Genomic DNA, 18059 nt, shown 5'->3' on the forward strand with positions numbered 1-18059 from the left:
TTGAACCTTGTGTGACGGTTCCCAGCCAAACCCTGGGAACCTTGGAGATGGCGGACGCCGCACGGGCAGCGTCGCCTGCTCCACGCACGTGAACACCAACCCCAAACACCGCGAGATCGGTGAATCGGAAGGAGCTCCGCAATGAGCGACAGCAACCAGGTCCCAGGCGACAAGCCGAAGCTTCCAGAAGAGGGAACCACCCCTCCCCAGTACGAGGCGCCTGCCGCTTACACGCCGCCCGCGGAGTCAGTCGACTACTCGGCTCCTGCAGCTTCCGGCACTGATTACACTCCGCCGGCTGCGTCGGGTACCGACTACTCGGCCCCGTCTGCGTCCGGAACGGATTACACCCCACCGGCCGCATCCGGATCGGTGAGCTACACGCCGCCGAGCGAGCCAGCCGCCGCGCCAAACGTGGCCCCGTACGGCCAGGCGCCGTCGGCAAGCCAAGCTCCGGCCGCCGGGGCACCGGCTTATGGCGCACCGCAGGCGGAGGGCCAGCAGCAGGGATACGGCGCGCCCCAGGGTTACGCGACTCCCGGCTATCCGGCGCCATCGACGGCACCCAAGCGAACGCTCAGCATCGTGGCGCTCTCGCTCGGCGGCGTGGGCGTGCTCCTCGGCTTGCTCGGACAGTTCTACCTGGGTCTTCCGCTCGGCATCGCGGGACTCGTGTGCGCAATCATGGCGAAGAAGCGCGAGCCACAGGCCGGCGGGCTCCGCGTCGCCGGGTTCTGGGTGTCGATCGGCTCGATCGTCATCTCCGCGATCGTCGGTATCATCACCATCATCGCCGCGGTGGTCCTCTTCGGCGAGATGTCCTCATACAGTTACTGATCACCAGCTGACAGAACCGCCGAGAGTGCGGGCGGATGCATCCGCCCGCACTCTAAGCTTGATCAGCACCTGCAGGCTTGTCGACGACTGAGAAGGACACCATGTCTGACCCGAACGGCCCCCAGTACCCGCAGCAGCCTCAACAGGGAGGCCAGCCGCAGAACGGGCAGCCCCCTTATGGCGCGCACCAGCCCGGCCAAGCTCAGTTTGGCCAGCCCGGCTACGGGCAACCTCAGGCGCAGTACGGCCAGGACTCGCAACAGAACGGTCAGCCGTTCGGCCAGCAGCCCAACGGCTACGGCCAGCAACAGGGATACGGTCAGGCCGAGGCAGGATATGGCCAGCAGCAGCCTGGCTACCCCGGCGGCTACGGCCAGCAGCAGGCTCCTTCGGCGCAGCAGGCCCCGGCCCAGCGGTCCTACGGTCAGCCGCAGCAGGATCACTACGGTCAGCCGCAGTACGGGGCCCCGCAGCAGGACCAGTACGTTCAGCCGCAGTACGGGGCCCCGCAGCAGGGGCAGTACGGTGCTCCGCAGCAGGCTCAGTACGGCCAGCAACCCGGCCAGCAGTTCGGGGTGCAGGGCTATGGCCAGCAGCCGAAGGCCCCAGCGCCCGTCCTCGGGATCATCGCGGTCGCGCTCGGAGCGCTCGCGCTGCTCCTGCTCCTTCTTCCAGGGTGGGCCTACATCGTCTCGCTCGTGTTCGGCCTCGGCGCCGTCGGGCTCGGCATCGCCGGGCTTCGGGCGCCCAAGGGCCTCGGCCGGACGCTGGGCATCGTCGGACTCGTGACGGGTGGCCTCGCGGTGCTCGTCGCGATCGCGACGCTCATCGTGGTGCTTGTCGTCTGACTCAGACCTTGTGACCGCGGTCAGCGTCCTTGACGATCTGACCGCGGTCAGTGTCCCTATCGATCTGACCGCGGTCAGTGTCCTTGACGATCTGACTCCGGTCAGCTCAAGCGATCAGCCAGCACCGCCACCCGCCTGTCGCCGACCCTCGTGAGGATTAGCACGGCAGACTCGTCGCCCTTGAGCGCCAACTTTCGCCTGAACTCAGCGGGGTCGATGTCGACTCCACGCTTCTTGATCTCGAGAACCCCGATGCCCCGCCTCCGCAGCTCGCCCTTCAACGACGACGCGTGCAGCGGCAGCACCTCACGCACCGAGAAGGCGCTCGCGAACGGCGTCGGCGTGAACGTGTCCGAGGTCATCCACGCGATGCTCTCGGAGATCATCGACGCCCCGAGAGAGCGCGCGAGGTCGCCGATGAGGCGAGCGCGGATGATCGCCGGATCTGGCTCGTAGAGCACGGCTCCCAGCGCGCCGAGGTCGGCATCCTGCGCCTCCTCGACAGTGGTCAGCTCAGCGGTGCCGTGCCTGCCGATCACGAGCGCAGACCGGCGGATGCCCGCCCTCGCTGCTCCGTGCATCCACACTGTCGCCTCGACGAGATCGCCGCCGGACGAGACCCACTGGGTTTCCGCGTCGTCAGGGAGATACGCGTGATCGATGCCAGGGCCGAGCTTGATTCCGGTCGGTCGCTCGCGTCCCGCCGTGAAGACGAAGTCGAGGGCGGGACTCCAGTCGGCCGGATCGAAATGCCGTGCCGTGCTTCCCCCGCTTGTTGTGCGCCTGGCCGGGTCGAACCAGAGAGCGTTGAAGCTGCCGAGGTCGACCTCCTCCGCTCGCCCGTGCTTCACCTGTGCGTTCGGGAACGGCGCGAGGTTGTGGGCGGCGATCGCGGCCGTGACCTCGTCGAGGTCGTAGGCCGTGACCTCGAGGCCAAGCGAGGCAAACGCCATGGCGTCTGCGCCGATGCCGCAGCCGAGGTCCGCGACGCTCACGGCACCCGCCTGCCTGAACCTGTTCGCGTGGTGTGCTGCGACTTGCAAGCGCGTCGCCTGCTGGAGACCGGCATCGGTGAAGAGCATCCGCTCGGCGAACGGGCCGAACTTCGCCACCGCACGGCGTCTGAGCTTCGACTGCGTCACGACGGCGGCAACAACCGCCGGTGAGCCGCCTGCCGCGCGCAGCTTCGTCACGAGGGCAAGCGCGTCGGCCGAGGATTCGACGGCGGGTGCGTCGTCGAGCAGCGTCATCGCCTCGGGGGTGAGGAGGGCCAGGAGTTCGTCGCGCTGCACGTCACTACGCTACCGGCGTACGCCACGAGGCGTCACCGCGTTGCAGTCGCCGCCGCATCGCCCCTACACTCGGAGTTAGCACTCTCATGGGGAGGGTGCTAATTCTGAACTTCCTATCGCTGAGAAAGAGGTCAACCGTGTCGGTGAACATTCAGCCGCTCGAGGATCGCATCGTCATAAAGCAGGTCGAAGCCGAGCAGACCACGGCTTCGGGTCTTGTGATTCCGGACACCGCCAAGGAGAAGCCCCAGGAGGGTGAAGTTGTCGCAGTCGGCCCCGGCCGCATCGACGACAACGGCAACCGCGTGCCGCTCGACCTCGTGGTCGGCGACAAGGTCATCTACTCCAAGTACGGCGGAACCGAGGTCAAGTACGGCGGCGAAGAGCTTCTTGTGCTCTCCGCTCGCGACATCCTCGCGAAGATCGTCTAGTCTCACGCTTCACTGAGACTGCCAGGTCCTCCGGGACCGAACGTCGCGGGATGGCGCCCACCCTCCGGGGTTGGGCGCCATTCGTGTTTCTGGATCTCGGCGCGGGCGTACCATCACGAGGTGACGGAATCTCCTCGGTCCGGCCTCTGGCTGGCGTTCAGCGCCTACGCGCTCTGGGGCTTCATGCCCCTCTACGTGGTGGCGACCGCGCCTACGACCCCAGTTGAGCTGATCGCCTGGCGCATCATCCTGAGCGTCGTCTTCTGCCTGCTCGGCGTGCTCATCATGCGAGCCTGGCGGCCCTTCCGGGAGCTCATCTCGAAGAAGCGTGTTGTGCTTGGCCTCGGGGTCGCAGGCGTACTCGTCTCCGCGAACTGGCTCTTCTACGTGCAGGCCGTTGCGACGGGGCACACGCTCGATGCCGCGCTCGGCTACTTCTTGAACCCGATTGTCTCCGTCGCGCTCGGGCTGGTCTTCCTCCGCGAGAGGCTGCGGCCATTGCAGTGGGTCGCGGTCGGTCTCTCGCTTGTCGCGGTTCTGGTCATCTCGCTCGGTTACGGGCGCATCCCGTGGCTCGGCCTCGGCGTCGCGATGACCTTCGGCTTGTACGGGCTCGTCAAGAAGCGCGTTGGGGTGCAAGCGGATGCGCTCTCGGGCCTCGCGGTCGAGACGACCCTGATCCTGCCCATCGGCGCGATCTGCCTCGTCTGGACGATCCTGTTCGGCGGAGGCATCACGTTCGGCACTGTCTCGCCGGCCAACACAGGCGTCCTGCTCTTCGCCGGAGTCGTCACGAGCGTTCCCCTGCTGCTCTTCGCCGCGGCAGCCAGGCGTCTGCGGCTCATCGAGCTCGGACTCATGCAGTACATCGCGCCGATCCTGCAGTTCGTCCTCGCCGTCGCAGTCTTCTCCGAGCCCATGCCGCTGGAACGCTGGATCGGGTTTGCGATCGTCTGGGTCGCCCTCATCCTCTTCACGGTCGACCTCGTGCGGACGGCTAGACTTGGCGCCAAGATTCCCTCGGTCGCGGACGAACTCGGTCCGCCGACTCGAGGTTGAGACTCGAAGGCTGAGGAGCGCGGCCCCGGGAATGCGTCCGGGGCATGGGCTGTTCCACCACCACTGAGCTGTTTCCCGAACCATGAGGATGCCGCCGAACGGCGCATCCCAGATACCTCCTGGAGCGTAATGACCGAGTCGGACCCCTTTGGCTTCACCGGATTGACCTACGACGATGTGCTGCTGCTTCCCGGGCACACCGACGTCATCCCGTCTGAGGTCGACACGACGACGCAGCTGACGCGCGGCATCAGCCTGCGCGTCCCGCTCATCTCGGCGGCCATGGACACGGTCACGGAGGCGCGCATGGCGATCGCCATGGCTCGCCAGGGCGGCATGGGCATCCTGCACCGCAACCTGTCGATCGACGACCAGGTCGAGATGGTCGACCGCGTCAAGCGCTCGGAGTCCGGCATGGTGACGAACCCCGTCACGACCACTCCGAACGCGACGGTCGCCGAGGTGGACGAGATCTGTGGCCAGTACCGCGTCTCCGGACTCCCCGTCGTGGACGAGGCGACCGGCAAGCTCGTCGGCGTCATCTCGAACCGCGATATGCGTTTCGTCCCCGAGTCGGAGAAGCGGACAACCCGCGTGCACGAGGTTATGACCGGAGAGGGGCTCGTCACCGCGCCGGTCGGCATCTCGGGCGATGACGCGTACAAGCTGCTCGGCAAGCACCGCATCGAGAAGCTCCCGCTGATCGACGGGGAGGGCAAGCTCGCCGGCCTCATCACGGTCAAGGACTTCGACAAGAGCGACAAGTACCCCAACGCCACGAAGGACGACGCGGGTCGCCTGCGCGTGGGCGCTGCGATCGGCTTCTTCGGTGACGGCTGGGAGCGCGCGGAGCGCCTCGTGGCCGCCGGTGTCGACGTGCTTGTCGTCGATACGGCCAACGGTCAGTCCGCGGGCGTGCTCGACATGATCCGCCGTCTCAAGAGCGACCCAGTGCTCGGCCACGTGCAGGTCGTCGGCGGCAACGTCGCGACGCGGGAGGGCGCGCAGGCGCTCGTGGATGCAGGAGCTGACGCCGTCAAGGTCGGTGTCGGTCCCGGCTCCATCTGCACCACGCGCATCGTGGCCGGCGTCGGCGTGCCGCAGATCACGGCCGTCTACGAGGCGTCGCTCGCGGCGACACCCGCCGGCGTACCCGTCATCGCGGACGGCGGCCTCCAGTACTCGGGCGAGATCGCGAAGGCCCTCGTCGCCGGTGCATCCGCCGTCATGGTTGGTTCTTTGCTGGCTGGCACCGATGAGTCACCGGGCGACCTCATCTTCGTCAACGGCAAGCAGTACAAGAGCTACCGCGGAATGGGCTCGCTCGGGGCGCTCCAGTCGCGCGGCGAGCGCACCTCGTACTCGAAGGACCGCTACTTCCAGGCCGATGTGCCGAGCGACGACGAACTCATCGCCGAGGGCATCGAGGGCAAGGTCGCGTACCGCGGATCCATCCGCCAGTCGGTCTTCCAGCTCACCGGCGGGCTGCGCCAGTCGATGTTCTACGTCGGCGCGCGCACGGTGCCTGAACTCAAGGCGAAGGGGCGCTTCGTGCGCATCACCCCGGCGGGTCTCAAGGAGTCGCACCCGCACGACGTGCAGATGGTGTCGGAAGCGCCCAACTACCGTCGCTAGCAGTCTGGACGGCGCGGCGCGTCGGGGTCTCCCCGCCGCCGCGCCGCAGCAGCGAGCACGGGGGAGGGCTAGGCTAGGCACGTGACTGAGATCGAGATCGGCCGCGCAAAGCGAGCCCGCCGCGTGTACTCCTTCGACGATGTGGCCATCGTGCCATCGCGGCGAACCCGTGACCCGGAGGATGTCTCCATCACGTGGAAGATCGACGCGTTCACGTTTGACATCCCGCTGCTGGCCGCCCCCATGGATTCGGTGATGTCGCCGGAGACCGCGATCGGCTTCGGCAAGCTCGGCGGCCTCGGCGTGCTCGACCTCGAGGGCCTGTGGACGCGCTACGACGACCCGGCCCCGCTGCTCGCCCAGATCGCCGACCTGCCGGCGAAGCAGGCCACGGCCAAGCTCCAGGAGATCTACCGCGAGCCCGTCAAGGGCACGCTCATCAAGGAGCGCCTGCAGCAGATCCGCGAGGCAGGAGTGCCGGTCGCGGGTGCGCTGTCACCGCAGCGCACGCAGCAGTTCATGAACGACGTGCTCGAGGCGGGCACCGACCTCTTCGTCATCCGCGGCACGACCGTGTCTGCAGAGCACGTCTCCCGCAACCAGGAGCCGCTCAACCTCAAGCAGTTCATCTACGAGCTCGACGTGCCCGTCATCGTGGGAGGGGCTGCGACCTACACGGCCGCTCTGCACCTCATGCGCACTGGCGCGGCCGGTGTGCTCGTCGGCTTCGGCGGGGGAGCTGCCTCGACGACGCGTCGTGTGCTCGGCATCCACGCCCCCATGGCGACGGCCATCGCAGACGTCGCTGGCGCACGTCGCGACTACCTCGACGAGTCGGGCGGACGCTACGTGCACGTCATCGCCGACGGTGGCATCGGCACGTCGGGCGACCTGGTGAAGGCAATTGCCTCCGGCGCTGACGCCGTGATGATCGGCGCGGCCCTCGCGCGGGCGACTGACGCACCCGGGCGCGGCTGGCACTGGGGCGCAGAGGCGCGCCACGAGAAGCTCCCGCGCGGCAACCGCGTGCAGGTCGGCCAGGTTGCACCCATGGCGGAAATCGTCGCGGGTCCCGCGGACAGCGCAGACGGCATCTCGAACCTCACGGGCGCGCTCCGTCACTCGATGGCGACCACCGGCTACTCGGAGCTCAAGGAGTTCCAGCGGGCCGAGATGGTTGTCGCTCCCTACACCCCGACGGCCTAGCCGCCCTCGCCGAGCCGCTGACGGCCCGGCCTAAGGTTGACCGTTCACACTTCCCCTTACAAGCAGCAACTGAGAATGAGGAGCAGGTTATGGCGAACAGCGTCTCTCGAAGCGACAAGCTCGGCCCGCAGGAACGTGCAGCGGCGATCGAGTCCCTCAAGACCAAGAACCTCGACGTGCTCGTGGTCGGTGGCGGCGTCGTCGGCGCTGGTGCCGCGCTCGATGCCGTCACGCGCGGCCTCAGCGTTGGCATGGTCGAGGCGCGTGACTTCGCGTCCGGCACGTCCAGCCGCTCGTCGAAGCTCATCCACGGAGGCATCCGCTACCTCGAGCAGATGAACTTCGGGCTCGTGCGCGAGGCACTGCTCGAGCGTGGCCTGCTCCTACAGCGACTCGCCCCGCACCTCGTGAAGCCCATCCGCTTCCTATACCCGCTGAAGAACCCGCTTGAGCGCTTCTACATCGGCGCTGGCATGCTCATGTACGACCTCTTCGCGAAGACGGGCGAGGTCAAGCCCGGCGTGCCGATGCACCGCCACTACACGCGCAGCCAGGTCGCGAAGATGTCGCCCGGGCTTTCCAAGAACTCCTTCTCGGGCGGACTCACGTACTACGACGCGGGTGTCGACGACGCGCGCTTCGTCGCGGTCCTCGCTCGTACGGCCTCGTTCTACGGCGCGCACGTCGCGCCTCGCGTTCGCGTCGAAGGCTTCCTCAAGGTCGGCCAGCGCGTTGTCGGCGCCCAGGTCGTCGACCTTGAGACGGGCGAGCGCTTCGAGATCCGCGCCAAGCAGGTCGTCAACGCGACCGGCGTGTGGACCGACGACACGAACAAGATGGTCGGCGAGCGTGCATCCTTCCGGGTGCGCGCATCCAAGGGCGTCCACCTCGTCGTGCCTCGGGACCGCTTCCAGTCAGCCTCCGGTCTCCTGCTCCGCACGGAGAAGAGCGTGCTCTTCGTCATCCCGAACGGTCGCCACTGGATCATCGGCACGACCGACACCGACTGGAAGCTCGACAAGGCCCACCCTGCCGCGACGGCAGCCGATATCGACTACCTCCTCGGTCACGTCAACGACGTCCTCGCGGTGAAGCTCACGCGAGCCGACGTCGAGGGTGTGTACGCGGGTCTGCGTCCGCTACTCTCCGGTGAGTCCGACGAGACCTCGAAGCTGTCCCGCGAGCACATGGTCGCGCACTCCGTGCCAGGCCTCGTGCTCATCGCAGGCGGCAAGTACACGACGTACCGGATCATGGCGAAGGATGCGATCGACGCCGCAGCGGATGCCCTCGACGACAAGATCCCCGCCTCGACGACAAAGGACATCCCACTGCTCGGCGCCGTCGGCTACAAGGCCGCCTGGAACCGCCGAGGCAAGATCGCCCGCGCCTTCGGTCTGCACCGTGTGCGCATCGAGCACCTCCTGAACCGCTACGGCACGCTGACCGACGAGATCCTCGACCTCATCCGTCAGGACCCGAAGCTCGCGGAGCCGATGCCGGGTGCCGACGACTACCTGCAGGCCGAGATCACGTACGCGGCGACGCACGAGGGTGCGCTGCACCTCGACGACGTGCTCGCTCGCCGCACGCGCATCTCGATCGAGGCGTGGGACCGCGGCATCTCTGCGGCTCCCGTCGCTGCCCGCCTCATGGCCGACGCCCTCGGCTGGGACGAGGAGCGCACACAGCGCGAGATCGACACCTACGTCAAGCGCGTCGCGGCTGAGCTCGCGAGCCAGGAGCAGCCGGACGATGAGTCCGCAGACCGCATCCGACTCGAGGCCCCAGACATCGACTCGGTGCTCGGCCATGCTGGCGACAACACGCCATTCGGGACGGCCCCGGCCCTCCCGATGATCGAGGTCGACGAGACGGCCGACGTCGAGGCCGCAACTGCAAAGGCCGAGTCGAAGGACGCCCAGAAGTCGTAATGTCCTCAGCTGCCCGCGCCCAGCCAGCGTCACCGTCGATGGCTCGAGTGCTTGTCCGCCCCAAATGGTTGGGTGTGCTTGCCCTCGCTCTGGTCATCGCGTCGATTTTCGCGTGGCTGGGTCGCTGGCAGCTGGAGTCGGCGTTCCTGTCGCTCGAACACGGCCAGAACGTCGCGCAGGACGCGACTCAGCCTCCAGTCGGTCTCGGTGAACTCGCGCAGCCGCAGGAGCGCGTCGCGGACGCGGCCGTCGGCCGTCAAGTGACGTTCGAGGGCGTCGTGGATGCACGAGACTTCGACGTCGTCGCCGATCGCCTCCAGGGCGAGACGCTCGGGTACTGGGTTATCGGACACGTCGCCGTCACCGACGACGAAGCAGGCGCCTCCGCAGCCGCTGACCAGGCACCGGGGCTGGCCGTCGCGGTGGGGTGGACCCGCGACGAGGCCACGGCCCGCGAGCTCGCGACGCGACTGCAGAGCGCCGCGGGCGCAGGCGAACTCGAGCTCGCAGGGCGGCTCGAGTACGGGCAGGCGCCGCAGGTGAACCGCGGCGACGACCCGCAGGCACTCACCGCGATGGCGCCGACGCACCTGATCAACCGCTGGGCGGAGCCCGCGGCGGAGAACTACGGCGTGTACGTGAGCCTCGACGACGAGTCGATGCGGGCGGTCGTTGGCTCGACTTCCGGTACTGCCCAGATTGAGGCGATCACCCCGCAGGCGCTCGAGGCGCCGCAGCTCAACTGGCTCAACATCTTCTACGCGATCGAGTGGGCGCTCTTCGCCGGCTTCGCAATCTTCATGTGGTGGCGCCTCGCGCGCGACGAGTTCGAGAAGGAACGCCGGGAGGCCTCCGAGGCGCCCAGCGTGCTCGCGGAGCAGTTCAAGCGCGACCGGTTGAAAGCCATGCTCGACGAGCGAACGAAGGGCGAGGCCGTTCGCCTAGACTAGAGGCCATGCTTCACGACGCCCTGCTGAATGCCAATCCCGGTTTCCGACGGGCGCTCCGCTTCTACCAGGTGACGGCGTACGTGACCGGCATCCTGCTGCTCCTGCTCTGCGTGGAGATGTTCCTGAAGTACGTCTTCCACCTCGAGGTCGAGGCGTTCGGCCCGTTCGGGTTCATCGCGCTCGTGCAGGAAGGCACGACGACCGCACTCAACCTGAGCCTCTGGGTGCTCATCGTGCACGGCTGGTTCTATGTCGTGTACCTCATCGCCTCCTACGTGCTGTGGCAGCAGATGCGCTGGCCGATTGTCTGGCTGATCGCGATGGCGGCTGGCGGCATCGTGCCGTTCCTGTCGTTCATCACCGAGTGGTTCATGTCCCGCCGGGCGAAGCGCGACCTCGTGCTCCGCGAAGAGCAGCGACTCGCCGCGGACGGCGAGGAGCTGAAGCTCCGCGAGTTCGAGGCGAGCCTGAGCGAGTCGGAGCGCGAGCAGCTCGAGAGCGACGTACAGCAGTCGCTGGCCGAGCACGAGCGTCGCTCGAAGTAGCGCATCACCCCAACTTTCCAGCAGCATTCTCCGCACCACCCGAAAGGTGTCCATGGCAACCACCGACCCGCAGGCCGTAGCTCCCGAGCAGTCGACAGATCAGCGCCCCGTGCTCGTCGTCGATTTCGGCGCACAGTACGCGCAGCTCATCGCTCGCCGCGTTCGCGAGGCGAGCGTCTACTCCGAGATCGTGCCGCACACGATCTCGGCCGAGGAAGTCGCCGGGAAGAACCCAGTCGGTATCATCCTGTCGGGTGGGCCGTCGAGCGTGTACGCCGAGGCGGCCCCGTCCCTCGACACCGGCATTCTCGAGCTCGGCGTTCCGACGCTTGGCATCTGCTACGGCTTCCAGGTCATGGCGACGCAACTCGGTGGCGAGGTCGCGAGGACGGGCCGCCGCGAGTACGGCTCCACCGCCGTCAAGCTCGAGGCGGGCGAGTCGAGCCTGCTCGACGGCCAGCCAGGCGATCAGACGGTGTGGATGAGCCACGGCGATTACGTCGCCCGCGCGCCTGAGGGTTTCACGGTGCTTGCCACGACGGAGGACACGCCAGTGGCGGCGTTCCAGAACACCGAGCGTGGCCTGTACGGCGTCCAGTGGCACCCTGAGGTGCTGCACTCGGAGCACGGCCAGGCGCTCATCGAGGGCTTCCTGCACCGGGCCGCCGGCATCCCGAGCGACTGGACGCCCGCATCCGTCATCGACGAGCAGGTTGCGCGCATCCGCGAGCAGATCGGCGACGCGAAGGTCATCTGCGGCCTGTCCGGCGGTGTCGACTCCGCCGTCGCCGCGGCGCTCGTCTACAAGGCGGTGGGCGACCAGCTCACGTGCGTGTTCGTCGACCACGGCCTGCTCCGCCAGGACGAGCGGCGCCAGGTCGAGGAGGACTTCGTCGACGCGATTGGCGTGCGCCTCGTGACCGTGGATGCACGCGAGCAGTTCCTCACGGCGCTTGCGGGCATCACCGACCCGGAGGCCAAGCGCAAGACGATCGGCCGCGAGTTCATCCGCAGCTTCGAGCAGGCAGAGGTCGACCTGATCAAGGAGGCCCAGGAGTCGGGGGAGCGCATCCGCTTCCTCGTGCAAGGCACCCTCTACCCTGACGTCGTCGAGTCAGGTGGCGGCACCGGTACGGCGAACATCAAGAGCCACCACAACGTCGGTGGACTTCCGGAGGACATGCAGTTCGAGCTCGTCGAGCCGCTGCGCACGCTCTTCAAGGATGAGGTCCGCGCCGTCGGTCGCGAGCTCGGTGTGCCAGAGCCTATCGTGGCCCGTCAGCCGTTCCCCGGCCCTGGCCTCGGCATCCGGATCATCGGCGAGGTCACCCAGGAGCGCCTCGACTTGCTCCGCGAGGCCGACGCCATCGTGCGCCAGGAGCTGACCGCTGCTGGCCTCGACACCGAGATCTGGCAGTGCCCGGTTGTGCTGCTCGCCGACGTGCGTTCGGTGGGTGTGCAGGGCGACGGCCGCACGTATGGTCACCCGATCGTGCTGCGCCCGGTCTCGAGCGAAGACGCCATGACGGCAGACTGGACGCGCTTGCCGTACGACCTGCTCGCCCGTATCTCGAACCGCATCACGAACGAAGTTGATGACGTGAACCGCGTGGTGCTCGACGTGACGTCGAAGCCGCCGGGAACCATCGAGTGGGAGTAGCGCTCAGCGAGTGCTGATTCGAACGGGGATGCACGATGTGCATCCCCGTTCGTGCATTCTGTGCCAAACAACGTGAAATCTGCGCAGAGTCGTTGAGGGGTTCGGGCGGTCCCCGAACTTGCTTCGGTTGGCTCCGTGCCGCTGGCGGGCGGAGGCTGAAATGCTCCGGGCAAAAGTGCCCGGGCATAAATGCCTGGTAGTAGAGGTCAAAAACGGAGCAGGCGAAAGGTTTTCGGTTCTGAGAGTCGGGATTCCGGATTTCCGGATCGGGGATTTCCGGCGTCCGGAAGGACAAAAATCGCTGTTTGCCTGCCGAAAAGTGTCTAGTCAAGGTCGCTGGGTAGTGGCATGGTTGGGGTGTTCCAAGACTTGCAACTTCACCTCCCCGCTCAGAGAGTTCGCGACATGGCACCACGATTCCCCGCTGACCCGCTTCCCCAGGTACCCGCAGAGACGGGACTGATTCCTGCCTTGCCCCGGGAAGACTCAACGTCTGGCCACCTCGTTGACCACGAACTGCTCCACGACGCCGCGAGCCAGCTCCTCGAGGTGAATCCCGACCACGGCCTTTCCGTCGAGTATCAGGGGCAGTGGGTGGCTGTCATGCCCGGCGAGCGGATCGAGATCGGCCGGGACGCTGATATCCGTCTCGACGCGAACCCGTTCCTGCACCGCAAGCTTCTTCGCATCGCGGCCAAGGATGGTCTCTGGTTCGTGTCGAACATCGGAACCCGCATGACGTTGAGTGTTGTCGACGGGTCGGGGCGCGTTCAGGCGCGGCTTCTGCCTGGCGGACGCCTGCCTCTGGTCTTTGAGCGCACGAGCATCCACTTCTCGGCAGGTGAGCGCCAGTACGAGGTGAAGGTGCACGCCGCCTCGCCGGTCTATATGGACCTCCCCGCTGGCGCCGGGATCGCCGCAGAATCGACCGGCCGAGAGCTCACGCACATCGCGCTGACGCCGGCTCAGCGTCTACTGCTGCTCGCCCTCTGCGAGTCGGTACTGCTCCGGGGAGAGAACGGCCTCGGTGACATTCCCACGAGTGCACGGGCGGCTGAACGGCTCGGCTGGACCGTCACGGCCTTCAACCGCAAGTTGGATAACGTCTGCGAGAAGCTCGACCGCATCGGCGTCGAGGGTCTGCGCGGCGGGGCACGCTCCTACGCGACCAACCGGCGCGCACGCCTGGTCGACTACGCCGTGCGCAACAAGCTCGTCGGGGAAGACGAGCTGTACCTCCTGGATGTGGAACCGGAAGCTGGCTTCGAGGACCGGACGCTGCCGGTTCGTCGGTAGGGCACCTGAGCGAGTGTCGCGACGCGACTCTCCCGTCGGTCTCAGACTGACGGCGGCCAGAGTCGCCTGAGCAGCACTCGAGCCAGCACGTAGGAGATCACGAAGAGGATCAGGACGATGACGCCGTCGCAAGAAGCTCCTCCGCACCGTGTCCCTTCTGTGCTCTCGACGAACAGCAGCGAGGCGAACAGAGCGAGCCCGCCGAGCGCTGTCACAAGTTGGGGGGACAACAACAAGGCCGATGATGGTCGCGAGCCCGCCGAGGACGCCCAGCCAGACAGCCTCTGGCCCGATCTCGGACCACGACATTCCGAGCGGGGTCCAGAAGAATCGAAGAATCTCGAGGCCAGCGTAGGCTGCTAGGAAGCCCCGGAAACCGCTCAGCGCGGTGCCGTTCCCGTTGGAGTTGAGGCCGAATCTCAGGTTCACGGCGACGGACGCGAGGGCGACGAGGCCCAGGACCACCATCACGGTGATGGCCAGTGCCTGCTCGCGTGGGTCGCGGCACGAGAGAGAGCTTGCGCTGAACTGGATGAAGGCCGGAACGATCGCGACGAGCCCCACGAGGCCTTCCACAGTGGCACGGACGCGAGTGTTGATGCGGCTGAGGACGCTGCTCCGGAACACGAAGGCGTAGAAGCAGCCGAGGCAAGCAGCGGCGAGGAGCGACAGCGTCGTCCAGCCGAAGCTCGTGAAGATCGTCAGCACTGCCGCGCTCGTCGTTATTCCGCTCAGGAATGTGAAGAGGTTGGATTCGAGCAGCGAGTCGTCCGAGTAACGCTGGGCGAGGAGGCTTCGCGTTCCCGACTTTTCCTTGAGCACTCCTCTGAAGAGCAGCCAGTAGATGCCGCCCAGTGCAAGAAGCACGACGACGATGCCGAGGCCTTCACCCATGATCAGCCCGGATGCTCACCGACAACCGCAAGTCGGCCCTAGACATAATTCGGTGCGGCAGGGAGAGCGAAGAACTCCTCGAGCGTCGCTGCGGGGCTCGCGTGGTAGGCGGCAGCCGCATCCACGCCGATGTAGCGGTAGTGCCAGGGTTCGAACTCGAAACCTGTGATGTGCGTCATGCCGGAGGGGTATCGGAGCACGAAGCCGGACTGCCATGCGTTCTCGGCGAGCCACTGGCCCGCCGGGATCTGTGACATGCAGTTGTCCTCGATGCCGCAGCGGCCTTCGCTGTCGACGATGTCCATGACGAGGCCAGTCTGGTGCTCACTGTGGCCGGGGCGCGCGCTCGTGAGGTCGGCGCCGTCCTGGCCAAGCGAAGACACGTATCCGCCGTACGTGCTCACCTGCGTGTCGTACGAGCGGTAGCCGCTCACACTCGAGAGCCCGTGGCCCGCGGCTTCCGCAGCGTCGTACAGTCGTCCGAGTGCTTCGGCCGCGTCTGCACGCATGAGCTCACCGCCTCGTGCCGCTACGAGATCGGCAGGGACATAGCTGGACCCTCCCGCGAGGGGTCTCGCCTTGTTCACGATGACGGTTGTGGAAGCTGCGCTATCGATGTCGAAGGAGCCAACGGCAGCGACGGGCGCGGGGATGGCTGGAGCGGCAGGAGTGGGTTCGGCGGCAGGCGGAACCACAGCGGCGTCCACGGCGGTCGGCGAGGGGGCAGCGGCACCAGTCACCTGCGGAGAATCTGCTTCTCCCGCGACCGGCTGTTTGTCAGGCTCACCGGCGCGGAGCAATCCGAAAGCGACCGTGCCTCCGAGCGCAAGGAGAAACACCAGGCTGGCACCGACGACCAGAATCAGGCGACGTCGACGAACGGCTGCGGATACACGGGGCCGGACACGAGCGTGGGCCGGCATTAGAAGGTGCTCACGCCGGCGTCGTACTCCATGCGGAAGCCAGCCTCGTTCGCGTTGAGGCACGTGATGCCTGTCGTGTAGCTGATCGTGCAGGTCACTCCCGCGTGCGTGTAGGGGGTGTCATAGCGCAGTGTCTCCCCGCCCTTGATATTCTCCGCGAGGCAAGGGTAGGTCGTGCCCTTTCCGGTGAGCCCGATCACCATGCCGCTCGCCCCTGCCTTGCAAGCGGCAGCGGGGAGGGCGTAGTTCACGCTTGTCTGCTGGCAGATCACGCCGGGTGAGGCATTGTCGACCATGTGATACCGGCAGACGATGTTGCCTGACTCGCTACGAATTGTCACCGACTGGACGCTCTGGTTCTGTGGTGCGGGCTGCGGCACGACCGGTGCCTGCGTGGCAGGGGCAGCTTCGGTGGGGATGGCCGGAGCCGCGATGGGCGCCAGGTCGCTCTGCGCTTCGGCCGGCGCTGCCGCTTCAGTCGTCTGCGCCTGCCCGGCGGGCGCCACAGCGACGCTCGGTTCGCTGTTCTGGTTCAGGAAGAAGGCGCCGACCCCGATTCCCGCGACAACGAGGAGGACAGCGGCAAGGGCCGAGGCGACGCCGATGACTACTGCCCGATTCGTGTTCGCGCCTGCACGTGCGGGGGCTGGTGCCGGCGCCTGGGGCATTTGGCCGGCGGCCGGAAGAGAAGACGGGGTCACGTAGCCTGCTGGCAGCGGAGAGAGGCTCGGCGCAGCCGGATGAGCCGGCGGCTGAGGCGCCCCGATGATCGGCCCGGTCGTGTGCAGCCCCTCCGCGGACGTCTGCTGGACGCGGGCCCCGCAGCTCGCGCAGAACAGCGATTCGTCTTTCAGTGGGTTGCCGCATTCGGTGCACGCGGCACCGTGGTGATCTGACACGATCGTCACCTCTCTGACTCTCTGAATATGTGGTGCTGAAGGATTGCAGGGCGGATGGGTTTCGTGGGCGTCAGCAGCATCAAGATCACACGCCCGTCATGACGATTCGACGCGCGCTCGGCGCCGCGAAGCCCGTCTCATCGGATCGTTCATCCGCACCGGCGGGTACGGCCCGCTCCATGCCCCACGAGCGGATCGCCGCCACCTCCTCCGGGTTGGTGCGGCTGAACGGCATGACGTTGGCGAAAACCCGCTCCACGTAGGCAGAGTCTGGGAGGCCGACGGCACCTGCCAAGAAGTTGTCGGTCGCGATGTCGTGCACTGCCGCCTCGATGTCAGACCCGGAGAAGCCGCGAGTCAGCTCCACGAGCCTCGCGGACAACGACGCGTCCGGGAGCGAAGCGAGGTACTTCTGCGTGTACAGCTCGACGATCTCGCGGCGCTCGTCGTCCGTCGGTAGGTCGACGAAGAAGATCTCGTCGAAGCGGCCCTTGCGCAGCATTTCGGGCGGCAAGGAAGTCACATCGTTGGCCGTCGCCACGAGGAACACCTTTGAGGTGTTCTCCTGCAGCCAGTACAGGAACTGCCCAACCAGGCGCCGCGTGATACCGGAATCACCGTCGCCGGACGCGAACCCCTTCTCGATCTCATCCACCCACAGCACGCACGGAGACACCCGCTCGGCCGCTTCCAGAGCCTCTCGGAGTTGGCCTTCTGATTGCCCGACATACATGCCGAGCCCTGATCCCATGTCGAGTCGATAGAGCGGAAGCTGCCACTCCGACGCGATGGCCTTCGCAGAGAGCGACTTGCCGCATCCAGGGACACCAACGAGCAGGACGCCCTTGGGCGGATGGAGCGGCGTCGACGTGAGGTCTGCTCGGATGAGCTCCTTCTTTCTGCCCAGCCACGTGCGCAAGTTCGTCAGGCCTCCGACCTGGTAGTCGCCCGGCTTCAGGTTCACGCTCTCAATGCCGTTCAGGTCGCCAAAGACCTGCTCCTTGAACTTCGAGAGCTCGACGATGTCCTCGTTGTGCACGCTGCCTTTGGCAAGCAGCGTCGTGATGGCGTTGACGGCCTCCGTCTGAGTAACCCCGACCAGGATCTCTGACGCGCGGCGAATCTCGTCGGGCCCCCACTCGATCGGCATGAGCGAACGGTGGTCGTCGGCGAGGTCGTTGATCACGTCGGCAAGTTCATCGACGTCGGGAAGATCGAGCGTGACGGTCATGCCGAGCCGCGAAAGCCCAGCCCAGATCGACGAAGACACGACGACGATGATGGAACCCTGCCTGGCCTCGGCGAGGCGCGCCATTTCGGCGAAATGACGTGAACTCGACGACTCGGAATCGAGATCCTCGACATCCATGAAGATGAAGTTGCTGTGGTTGCGCGAGGTGAGCACGCTGGTTGCGTAGTCAAGCGCGCCTACAAGGGAACGGTCGTCCGAGATCGGCGACGGACTGCCGAGCTCGTGGAGGCCCGTTGTTCGTGAGTGAGTGAAGAACGCCATCGAGCGCATTTGGCTCGCTGCATGATTCAGCACGTCCATCGCCCGTCCTCGTTCGATCGACCGAACCGCGATGAAAGGCACCCTCGCCTTGATGTAGCGGAGGAGAATTTCGCTGGTCTCCAGTTGATTTGGCATGC

At 66.6% G+C, this 18059-nt stretch carries 16 protein-coding genes; 11 read left to right on the forward strand and 5 right to left on the reverse strand.

What is annotated here, in order from left to right; all coding sequences use genetic code 11:
• Positions 1–141: 141 nt before the first annotated feature.
• Both FHX72_RS13835 and FHX72_RS13840 read left to right on the forward strand, forming a co-directional pair.
• The gene (locus FHX72_RS13835) at positions 142–837 is read left to right on the forward strand and encodes a hypothetical protein (RefSeq protein ID WP_183625853.1); all 696 of its coding nucleotides are present in this window, start codon (positions 142–144) and stop codon (positions 835–837) included.
• A 101-nt stretch (positions 838–938) separates the two neighbouring features.
• Complete coding sequence (locus FHX72_RS13840) at positions 939–1685, forward strand: hypothetical protein (RefSeq protein WP_183625855.1); 747 nt, start codon at positions 939–941, stop codon at positions 1683–1685.
• Positions 1686–1786: 101 nt separating this feature from the next.
• Here the strand turns inward: FHX72_RS13840 and FHX72_RS13845 are convergent, their stop codons facing one another.
• A complete protein-coding gene (locus FHX72_RS13845; protein ID WP_183625857.1) occupies positions 1787–2977 on the reverse strand; it encodes a THUMP-like domain-containing protein in 1191 nt (396 codons plus the stop codon).
• Positions 2978–3114: 137 nt separating this feature from the next.
• Between FHX72_RS13845 and groES the strand changes: the two genes are divergently transcribed.
• From groES to FHX72_RS13890, 9 genes are all read left to right on the forward strand, one after another.
• Positions 3115–3408: a co-chaperone GroES gene (groES, locus tag FHX72_RS13850; protein WP_068479200.1), complete on the forward strand. Its 294-nt coding sequence runs from the start codon at positions 3115–3117 to the stop codon at positions 3406–3408.
• Positions 3409–3528: 120 nt separating this feature from the next.
• A complete protein-coding gene (gene rarD, locus FHX72_RS13855; RefSeq protein ID WP_244157524.1) occupies positions 3529–4467 on the forward strand; it encodes an EamA family transporter RarD in 939 nt (312 codons plus the stop codon).
• Positions 4468–4596: 129 nt separating this feature from the next.
• Entirely contained in the window at positions 4597–6102 is a 1506-nt protein-coding gene (guaB, locus tag FHX72_RS13860; RefSeq protein ID WP_183625859.1) for an IMP dehydrogenase, read from the forward strand.
• A gap of 81 nt (positions 6103–6183) precedes the next feature.
• Entirely contained in the window at positions 6184–7308 is a 1125-nt protein-coding gene (locus FHX72_RS13865) for a GuaB3 family IMP dehydrogenase-related protein (RefSeq protein ID WP_068494782.1), read from the forward strand.
• Positions 7309–7397: 89 nt separating this feature from the next.
• Positions 7398–9242, forward strand: coding sequence for a glycerol-3-phosphate dehydrogenase/oxidase (locus FHX72_RS13870; RefSeq protein WP_183625861.1), 1845 nt, complete (start codon positions 7398–7400; stop codon positions 9240–9242).
• Entirely contained in the window at positions 9242–10192 is a 951-nt protein-coding gene (locus tag FHX72_RS13875) for an SURF1 family protein (RefSeq protein WP_082805768.1), read from the forward strand. The genes FHX72_RS13870 and FHX72_RS13875 overlap by 1 nt, the downstream gene beginning before the upstream one ends.
• Before the next feature lie 5 nt (positions 10193–10197).
• Positions 10198–10737, forward strand: a complete 540-nt coding sequence (locus FHX72_RS13880; protein ID WP_183625863.1) for a DUF3817 domain-containing protein — start codon at positions 10198–10200, stop codon at positions 10735–10737.
• Positions 10738–10789: 52 nt separating this feature from the next.
• Positions 10790–12397, forward strand: a complete 1608-nt coding sequence (guaA, locus tag FHX72_RS13885) for a glutamine-hydrolyzing GMP synthase (protein ID WP_183625865.1) — start codon at positions 10790–10792, stop codon at positions 12395–12397.
• A gap of 405 nt (positions 12398–12802) precedes the next feature.
• Positions 12803–13693 carry an FHA domain-containing protein gene (locus FHX72_RS13890; protein ID WP_244964242.1) on the forward strand — a complete coding sequence of 297 codons (891 nt, stop codon included), beginning with the start codon at positions 12803–12805 and terminating at the stop codon, positions 13691–13693.
• Between the two features lie 41 nt (positions 13694–13734).
• Here the strand turns inward: FHX72_RS13890 and FHX72_RS13895 are convergent, their stop codons facing one another.
• The 4 genes from FHX72_RS13895 to FHX72_RS13910 all read right to left on the reverse strand — a co-directional run bounded on the left by FHX72_RS13895 (position 13735) and on the right by FHX72_RS13910 (position 18057).
• The gene (locus FHX72_RS13895) at positions 13735–13929 is read right to left on the reverse strand and encodes a hypothetical protein (RefSeq protein ID WP_183625867.1); all 195 of its coding nucleotides are present in this window, start codon (positions 13927–13929) and stop codon (positions 13735–13737) included.
• A gap of 696 nt (positions 13930–14625) precedes the next feature.
• The gene (locus FHX72_RS13900) at positions 14626–15327 is read right to left on the reverse strand and encodes a M15 family metallopeptidase (RefSeq protein WP_167350000.1); all 702 of its coding nucleotides are present in this window, start codon (positions 15325–15327) and stop codon (positions 14626–14628) included.
• A gap of 182 nt (positions 15328–15509) precedes the next feature.
• Positions 15510–16418 (reverse strand): zinc ribbon domain-containing protein, encoded by a 909-nt coding sequence (locus FHX72_RS13905; protein ID WP_068494774.1) that lies wholly within the window; start codon positions 16416–16418, stop codon positions 15510–15512.
• A gap of 76 nt (positions 16419–16494) precedes the next feature.
• Positions 16495–18057, reverse strand: coding sequence for an AAA family ATPase (locus tag FHX72_RS13910; protein WP_183625869.1), 1563 nt, complete (start codon positions 18055–18057; stop codon positions 16495–16497).
• Positions 18058–18059 lie beyond the last annotated feature (2 nt).

Source organism: Pseudoclavibacter helvolus, from assembly GCF_014191305.1.
Taxonomy (GTDB): domain Bacteria; phylum Actinomycetota; class Actinomycetes; order Actinomycetales; family Microbacteriaceae; genus Pseudoclavibacter; species Pseudoclavibacter helvolus.

Bases quoted from the DNA above. Each gene is read 5' to 3' on its own strand.
- FHX72_RS13835 (WP_183625853.1), top strand. From the start codon at position 142: ATGAGCGACAGCAACCAGGTCCCAGGCGACAAGCCGAAGCTTCCAGAA.
- FHX72_RS13840 (WP_183625855.1), top strand. From the start codon at position 939: ATGTCTGACCCGAACGGCCCCCAGTACCCGCAGCAGCCTCAACAGGGA.
- guaB (WP_183625859.1), top strand. From the start codon at position 4,597: ATGACCGAGTCGGACCCCTTTGGCTTCACCGGATTGACCTACGACGAT.
- FHX72_RS13870 (WP_183625861.1), top strand. From the start codon at position 7,398: ATGGCGAACAGCGTCTCTCGAAGCGACAAGCTCGGCCCGCAGGAACGT.
- FHX72_RS13875 (WP_082805768.1), top strand. From the start codon at position 9,242: ATGTCCTCAGCTGCCCGCGCCCAGCCAGCGTCACCGTCGATGGCTCGA.
- FHX72_RS13880 (WP_183625863.1), top strand. From the start codon at position 10,198: ATGCTTCACGACGCCCTGCTGAATGCCAATCCCGGTTTCCGACGGGCG.
- guaA (WP_183625865.1), top strand. From the start codon at position 10,790: ATGGCAACCACCGACCCGCAGGCCGTAGCTCCCGAGCAGTCGACAGAT.
- FHX72_RS13890 (WP_244964242.1), top strand. From the start codon at position 12,803: ATGGCACCACGATTCCCCGCTGACCCGCTTCCCCAGGTACCCGCAGAG.
- FHX72_RS13910 (WP_183625869.1), bottom strand. From the start codon at position 18,057: ATGCCAAATCAACTGGAGACCAGCGAAATTCTCCTCCGCTACATCAAG.